This window comes from bacterium (assembly GCA_030247525.1).
GTDB lineage: Bacteria > Electryoneota > JAOADG01 > JAOADG01 > JAOADG01 > JAOTSC01.
The window spans coordinates 1-7,247 of sequence record JAOTSC010000166.1; the positions used below are offsets into that span (position 1 = coordinate 1).

A 7,247-nucleotide genomic window follows, 5' to 3' on the forward strand; every position below is an offset into this window, starting at 1 on the left:
GATGGTACCAAAATCGCCTTCTCACGCTATGAGTGGGATGGCTACAAACTCGCGTTGCTCGAACAAATCACACCGGTGGATCGAGCGAATATGACATACATTCAGAACTATCCGCAGACGATTCCAAAATCAGCGCCACTCGATACATCATCGACCAAAACCAAGCCGGAGATATACAAACCGACGTTTGAGAAGACTTACTTTCTGCCGCGATTGGCGTGGGATTACGGTAAATTCAAGCCCGGCTTTTATGCTTATACCAGTGACTACATCGAGAAGTTGAATCTCTTTGGTGGATTCGCAATCAATGGTAAAGCCGATTACGATTTATACTTGTCAGCGGATTACCGGCAACTCCCGCCAGTGTTGTTCATGGATTTTTATAACATCGTTCGCCAAGATGATAAACGGTTTGACGATACTTATAAAATTATCGGTCAGCGCGGCTCCGGCGCAACTGCCGAGCCGATTTACGCGACCTATGGCATTAAGTACAAGTTTACGCTGTACGAATTGGATGTCGGTTTTCGCTACAACATCGATGAAAAGACTGTTGCATCGTTGTACACAATAATGTCGCGCTACAATGCTGCACTCGATTTCGACGATGGAACACCAGCGTTTGGCTACACATATTTTAAAGGCAGAAGCTTTGTTGCTTCGATAGTTCAGTCGGCGATTTCCCGCAGCATAACGAATGATATCCATCCTGCCGGTGGCTATCAATTCGGGGTAAAAGTGCAGAAAGCGCAAAACAATTTCATCGAGGGATTCACAGTAAACGCCGAGAAATTAACATTGCAGGAAGTGTACGTCCCCTATAATTATTGGCAGATCGACGCGAGTTTCGATTATTACTACAAATGGTGGCGTGACTTTGTTGTTGCTCCTTCGGCAGTAATCGGTTACATCGACCGGACAGTCGATCCGTTTTTCCATCTCTATGCCGGCGGACTCTACGGAATGCGCGGTTATTCGTTTTATAGTTTGGGTGGTACTCGGACCGCGATTGCGCAACTGAAACAACAGATGCCAATCTGGCGACCCGAAGGAAAGAAGCAATGGTTAGGGTGGATTCATCCCACTGATCTCTATTTTAATCTCTTTGGCGATGTAGGAACAGCATTCCGCGGCGATGTCGAGCATGCGAAATGGGTGCGCGATGCTGGCGCTGAGATTCGGTTTGGCGCGGTATCCGGTTACTCGTTCCCGACGGCAATTTCCTTTGCCGCAGCTCGCGGCTTGGATCGGGTGACAGTAGTCGAAAACAATGTCACTACCGTCTACGATCCTGATTGGCGTTTCTACTTTACAATTTTATTTGGATTTACTCAGCCGCCGACCGGTGCACGAACGCCATCGTCGGTACACAACTTGTCGAAATAATACGAAAAGCGAGGACAACTGTTGCATAGTAGATTTATATGCATTGGTAGTCGTCAAATGGGAGGAATAATGTTTATCCGAAATAACTCAGTATTACTGTTACTGCTTGCGGCAACAGCGTTGTATGCTGCGGAGCCGACTGCACTGCCGACACCCTTGAGCAGTGCGCTATATGAAAATCAAGTGCAAGTTTTGGCACAAATGGAAAGCGGCGCGCCAGCAGGTGATACCACTGTCGCCCCCGCCAATAATCTCAATATGGGGAAAGCAGTCCTTCTCTCAGCGATTCTTCCCGGCGCTGGTCAATTCTATGCCGGACAAAAGTGGAAGGGATATACTTTCATGGGGGTCGAGGTTGCATTGTGGGCGCTCGCGATTTCCTACACCATGCAAGGCAACGACAAAGATGACGAATTCAAGAAATTTGCCGATGCCAATTGGATGCAACTCCAGTATCGTAACAAAGAGTACGAACTGGCAATACTGGGAACACTACCAAATCGACAATCCGGTTTATCAGGAAATCCCTTCCCAGGTACTCGTGTAGAATGGGATAATCTCCCGTGGACTGGTGGTACCGGAACTTTGCACGACCGTTCATGGTGGTTGCCGACCAACTTTACCCATGAACTTCCCGGTGATCGCGATCAGCAGTATTATGAAATGATTGGTAAGTACCTAACCCAGTTCGGCTTTGCTTGGAACGACCAATACGGCGATGATACTACTGGTGCAAGTGTTGGCGTTTGGAATGGCGTTTCTAAGAATGCGGAAAAGTACGCCGACATGCGGTACGACTCGAACCAATTGCTCAAGATGGGCAACAACATGTTTATGATTGTCATGGTCAATCACGTTGCGTCAGCGGTAGAGGCTGCCATGTATGTCAAAAAGCATAATTCCCAAGGCATGGAAACCAGTTTCCGGCTCGAACCGAAAATGTTCGGAAATGAAATGGTTGCGATGCCGACACTACAGATACGATTCTGAGCATGAAACGATTTCTGCAACTTTGTGGTTTGGCAGTGCTGCTGATTAGTTTCAGTAGTGCTGCCGTTGCGCAACCCTTGCCATCGCGTCGTACTGGCGCTCCTCCGGCAGGTTCTGGTGCGTTTTTTAAATCACTGTTAGTTCCAGGTTGGGGACAATGGAAGCAAGGGCGAAAAAGTACGGCGGTAACTTTTTTTACTTCGGAAATCGCGTTGATTGCCACGTCGATTGGAATCGGGGAATATGCTGATTGGCTTGAAGCAGACTATCGTTCGATAGCAGCAGTGTATGGCGGCTTACCGGATGGTCGTTCTCGAGGTCATAACTTCTATGTAGACATGGGAAATTGGAATACGACAGCGGAGTTCAACGAAGCCCGCCAACGCGAACGTGCATTCGAGCGGCAATACCTCGATCCAGCCGACCAGTGGAATTGGAGCGATTCCGATCAACGCATACGATTCAAGAACATCCGTATTAAAGCCGATCGAATGTCCGACGCGGTTAAGTTTGCGGTGGGGGCGATAGTTATTAATCACTTTATCTCGGCGATTGAAGCGTCGCGCTACGACCGTATTCAAGCAAAAGCATTGAAAGTCCCAAAAGTAGGTGTATCGGTACTTCCCAACTCCGATACCCCTGCGATGAAGTTATCTTACAACTGGTAATTTTTTCTGTAGCGCAGACAATCTTGCCTTACCGGTCATTGCGAGAGCGCTTCGCGCCGAAGCAATCCCAGTTGGATAGACAGTAGCGCAGACAATCCTGTCTGCGTTCTTTGTTCCTGTCATTAGAAATTATTCATTGTTCGTAGAAAACACCTGATCCTCGCTATTCATTGTTCTCATGACACGAATTCTGTTAACTGGCGCATCTGGTTTTCTCGGCGGACATATCGTTGTCCGCAAGCCAGTCGATGTTTCACTCGTTGCCCTCTATCGAACCAATCGAACCGATAACGACGAAAATGTTACTTGGATTCCGTGTGACATCCGCGACGTTACCGAGCTTGAATGCATCATTACCGATGTAAAACCACAGGCGATTCTCCACACCGCCGCGTCATCGAAACCCGATGAGTGCGATTCCCAACGCGACACTGCCTATGAGATTAATACGATGGCAACTGGTGAGTTAGCTCGGCTTGCATGTAAGTATCAGGCAAAATTGGTTTACCTCTCGACTGACATGGTCTACGATGGCGAAGCAGCGCCCTACACGGAGATGAGCTCGCCGAAACCGTTGCAATGGTACGGTGAAACCAAACTGCAAGGGGAACGGTTAGTAATGGCGGCGTCGCCGCAAAATCTAATCATCCGTTCCTCAGTCATGTTCGGCAGCCGAGCGTTGTTTGGCGACTCCTTCTCGACCGGGTTACTGGAGCGGTTACGGTTACAAATCCCTTCGCCAGTATTCACCGACCAGATTCGCAGTACCGTATCAGTCAAGTGGATTGCCGACCGGTTATATGAGGTAGCACGTTCACCGGTCGCCGGTAAGCTCCAACTCGGAGGAGTGGAGGGAGTGAGCCGGGCGGAGTTTGCCTATCAGCTTGCAAACCATTTCGGCTACTCTACCGAATGCTTACGCCCTTGTTCGTATAAATCGATTTCTGCGGCACCGCGACCCCGCGATTTGACATTTGATCTAACGAAAGCCAAGCAGATACTTTCACAACCTCCGCTTTCTTTGCCTGAAGCGCTTACTTTCGAGTGGAACCAGAATTCAACGCGGTGTTAATGAAAAATCGCAGTCGCAGAAAAGAGTTTTTTCCCCCCCGATTCTTTTGTATGTTGGAACCTGAACCATTCGAAACGATCCACTATGTCACACTTAGATAATCGACAACCGTTCCTCGCCCTTGCCGGAAACATCGGCGTGGGTAAAACCACGATGACCAATTTGCTCTCGGCGAAGCTCGGATGGGAGCCTTGGTTCGAGCCGGTCATCAATAACCCCTATCTCGATGATTTCTACTCCGATATGGAACGGTGGAGTTTTCATCTTCAAATATATTTTCTATCGAAGCGATTTGAAGCGCAACGGAAAATCCTCGAGAGTCCACGGCCATCCATCCAAGACCGGACAATTTATGAGGATGTCGAGATTTTCGCTCGAACGTTGCATAAGCAACGCTTTATGACGGATCGCGAGTTTGATAACTATTCTTCCCTTTTTGAATGCATGATGGAGTACCTCCGCCCACCGGACGCCATTGTTTATTTGCGGGCTCCTGTCAAAGTGTTGATGGATCGTATTCAATCAAGGGGTCGCGAATCCGAGAAGACTATTCGCATTGAATACTTGACCGAGCTAAACGATGCCTACGATTCATGGATCGACCGGGCTCGAGCGCTAACGCATGTATTGGTGTTCGAGACCGCAGAAATCGATAACGAAGGTGCTGAAGCCTTATCCGACCGGATTATTGCCACCGTGCGCGCCAGCAGCCAACTATCGTTTCTACCAATAGCTTGAAGCGCACTGTTTTCCTTAGTACCTTATTCACAGCGCGTAAAGGCGCTGTTGAAAATTTTCTCCACGCCATATCTGCGCCCGGCTCATCTTATCATCTGTTTTAGTTTGAGTTTATCATGTCAGAACTACCGTTTCGAATTCTCCAGATCGATCACATCGGTATCGCAACTTCGTCGAAAGACCCCTTAGCGAAATTCTTTGCCACGTTGGGCATTCCGAATCTCGGTTCCGAAACCATCGCTGATCAGCATGTCGTTACTGAAATGCATGATGTATCATCTATTCATTTGGAAGTGTTAAACGCGACCGATGAAGAATCACCGATTGCCAAGTTTATAGCGAAAAAAGGGGAAGGATTCCACCACTTGGCATTTCGAGTCGACAATTTGGAAGCGGCATTGGCATACCTTTCCAGTCAAGGCATTCAACTGATTGACACCAAGCCGCGCAAGGGCGCTGGTGGAAAACTAATCGCATTTCTCCACCCGAAATCTACCGGCGGCATTCTCGTGGAATTATCGCAAATCGATCACGCATGAAGTGAATCACAACCGAAGATTCGCTTCGGTGACAACAATCGAAACCACGTATTAATTTGGTTTCCGTTTACGACCGACACCCGCAATTGAGGACGCAATGAGTTCGCATATCAATCCGAAGTGGAGTTTTCCCACTCTCGCCGTTCATGGTTTTGGCGGCACCGATCCCAGAACTGGCGCAGTCGCCCAACCTATCTACCAAACCTCGACTTTTGCTTTCCGCGATACCGACCATGGCGCAGCTCTCTTTGCCGGGACTGAAACCGGATTTATCTACAGTCGGATCAGCAACCCCACCGTACAAGCGTTGGAACAAGAACTGGCGTTTCTGGAGCAGGGAGAAGTCGCGGCTTGCTTCGGCAGCGGTATGGCGGCTATCAGCGCGATTCTCTTTGCCTTCTGCAAGAGTGGCGATAACTATGTAGTAACAAGTCCGGTCTATGGCGGTACCCATGGTCTTGGACTGAAAGTGATGCCCCGCTTTGCCATTGAACCCCGCGAGCGTCCCTGTAACGATTTAGCTGCAGTTGAAGCGGCAATCGACGACCGTACTCGCATACTCTTGGTGGAAACTCCGGCCAATCCAACGATTCGGTTAGTCGATATCGAAGCGTGTGTTCAGATCGCAAAACGCCACAATATCCTACTTGTGGTCGACAATACTTTCGCTACGCCATACTTGCAGCAACCACTTGTGATGGGTGCCGACATTGTAATGCATTCCGCAACCAAGTACATCGGTGGTCATGGTGATGTTGTTGCCGGGATTGTCGTAACCTCGAAAGCGTTGATGGAAGAGATTCGAGTAATCGAGCACGAAGTCGGTGGCATTATGTCCCCCTTTAGTGCGTATTTATTACTGCGGGGTTTGAAAACCTTAGCGGTGCGAATGGATCGCCATTGCGAGAATGCCCAAAAAGTAGCCCAGTATCTTGCTTTCCATCCCAAAGTTGCCGAAGTTTGGTATCCCGGTTTGACGACTCACCCCGAGCATGCCTTGGCGAAAAAGCAAATGTTGAAATTTGGCGGGATGGTCTCTTTTGTTTTGAAAGGGGGGCGCGATGCAGGGAAAACCGTCCTCGATAATGTTATCTTAGCGACAAATGCTGTCTCTTTGGGCGATTGTGATACTTTGATTGTTCATCCCGCATCCACAACCCATAGTAGCTACACAGAAGACGAGTTAAAAGTTGCCGGCTTGGATGTTGGTTTAGTTAGATTGTCGGTAGGTATTGAATCGTATCAGGATATCATCGACGATTTAGGACAAGCGCTACAAAAAGTGTAACCACAGAAGGGGGTATTCATGGATGTGCGCGGACTACTCGAAGGCGCTCGCCTGCTGAAGGGAATGAGCGAATCGCAAATTACTGCGATTGGAAATTTGGCGCAAAAAGTACACTTTTCCCGTGGGGAAAAAATAATCCTCGAAGACGGCAGAGACCGTGATTTCTACATCGTCGCCGAGGGAAAAGTATCGATAACGCTCTTTGTACCCGGTTCATTGGATCGAATGGAGTCGATTATTAGCCTTCGTGCCGGTCAAATCTTTGGGGAGTTTGCTGTAATCGATGGCGCGCCTCGTTCTGCGTCGGTACAGGCAGATACTGAAGTAGCAGTCTTCCGGTTTCATGCGGAGGATGTCATTAAATTATGCGAAACCGATTTTGAGTTCGGCTATCGTTTAATGCATAATCTCGGAGCGATACTCGCTTCTCGCATTCGCGATACGACCCTGTTGGTACGCAACAATATTATCTGGTGATGTAAACATGAATGGAAAGAAACGGGCAGGAGCGGAAGACACTCCTGCCCGTTCGCATACCGGTTCACCGGAAGTGTCGTTGGAAGAGA

Annotated in this window: 8 protein-coding genes; all 8 read left to right on the forward strand. The window is 48.7% G+C overall.

What is annotated here, in order from left to right:
• Positions 1–1,386: hypothetical protein (locus OEM52_12540; protein MDK9700967.1), on the forward strand; the 1,386-nt coding region annotated here is incomplete at its 5' end.
• Between the two features lie 69 nt (positions 1,387–1,455).
• Positions 1,456–2,376: a DUF5683 domain-containing protein gene (locus OEM52_12545; GenBank protein ID MDK9700968.1), complete on the forward strand. Its 921-nt coding sequence runs from the start codon at positions 1,456–1,458 to the stop codon at positions 2,374–2,376.
• Between the two features lie 2 nt (positions 2,377–2,378).
• The gene (locus OEM52_12550; GenBank protein ID MDK9700969.1) at positions 2,379–3,044 is read left to right on the forward strand and encodes a hypothetical protein; all 666 of its coding nucleotides are present in this window, start codon (positions 2,379–2,381) and stop codon (positions 3,042–3,044) included.
• A 178-nt stretch (positions 3,045–3,222) separates the two neighbouring features.
• Positions 3,223–4,116 carry an SDR family oxidoreductase gene (locus tag OEM52_12555; GenBank protein ID MDK9700970.1) on the forward strand — a complete coding sequence of 298 codons (894 nt, stop codon included), beginning with the start codon at positions 3,223–3,225 and terminating at the stop codon, positions 4,114–4,116.
• Positions 4,117–4,200: 84 nt separating this feature from the next.
• Complete coding sequence (locus tag OEM52_12560) at positions 4,201–4,854, forward strand: deoxynucleoside kinase (GenBank protein ID MDK9700971.1); 654 nt, start codon at positions 4,201–4,203, stop codon at positions 4,852–4,854.
• 116 nt (positions 4,855–4,970) lie between these two features.
• On the forward strand, positions 4,971–5,393 hold the full coding sequence (gene mce / locus OEM52_12565) for a methylmalonyl-CoA epimerase (protein ID MDK9700972.1): 423 nt from the start codon (positions 4,971–4,973) through the stop codon (positions 5,391–5,393).
• Positions 5,394–5,490: 97 nt separating this feature from the next.
• A complete protein-coding gene (locus tag OEM52_12570) occupies positions 5,491–6,681 on the forward strand; it encodes an aminotransferase class I/II-fold pyridoxal phosphate-dependent enzyme (protein MDK9700973.1) in 1,191 nt (396 codons plus the stop codon).
• Between the two features lie 18 nt (positions 6,682–6,699).
• Positions 6,700–7,158: a cyclic nucleotide-binding domain-containing protein gene (locus tag OEM52_12575; GenBank protein ID MDK9700974.1), complete on the forward strand. Its 459-nt coding sequence runs from the start codon at positions 6,700–6,702 to the stop codon at positions 7,156–7,158.
• Positions 7,159–7,247: the final 89 nt, after the last annotated feature.

Coding starts and splice junctions, on each gene's coding strand:
- OEM52_12545 (MDK9700968.1), top strand. CDS start 1,456: ATGTTTATCCGAAATAACTCAGTATTACTGTTACTGCTTGCGGCAACA.
- OEM52_12550 (MDK9700969.1), top strand. CDS start 2,379: ATGAAACGATTTCTGCAACTTTGTGGTTTGGCAGTGCTGCTGATTAGT.
- OEM52_12555 (MDK9700970.1), top strand. CDS start 3,223: ATGACACGAATTCTGTTAACTGGCGCATCTGGTTTTCTCGGCGGACAT.
- OEM52_12560 (MDK9700971.1), top strand. CDS start 4,201: ATGTCACACTTAGATAATCGACAACCGTTCCTCGCCCTTGCCGGAAAC.
- mce (MDK9700972.1), top strand. CDS start 4,971: ATGTCAGAACTACCGTTTCGAATTCTCCAGATCGATCACATCGGTATC.
- OEM52_12570 (MDK9700973.1), top strand. CDS start 5,491: ATGAGTTCGCATATCAATCCGAAGTGGAGTTTTCCCACTCTCGCCGTT.
- OEM52_12575 (MDK9700974.1), top strand. CDS start 6,700: ATGGATGTGCGCGGACTACTCGAAGGCGCTCGCCTGCTGAAGGGAATG.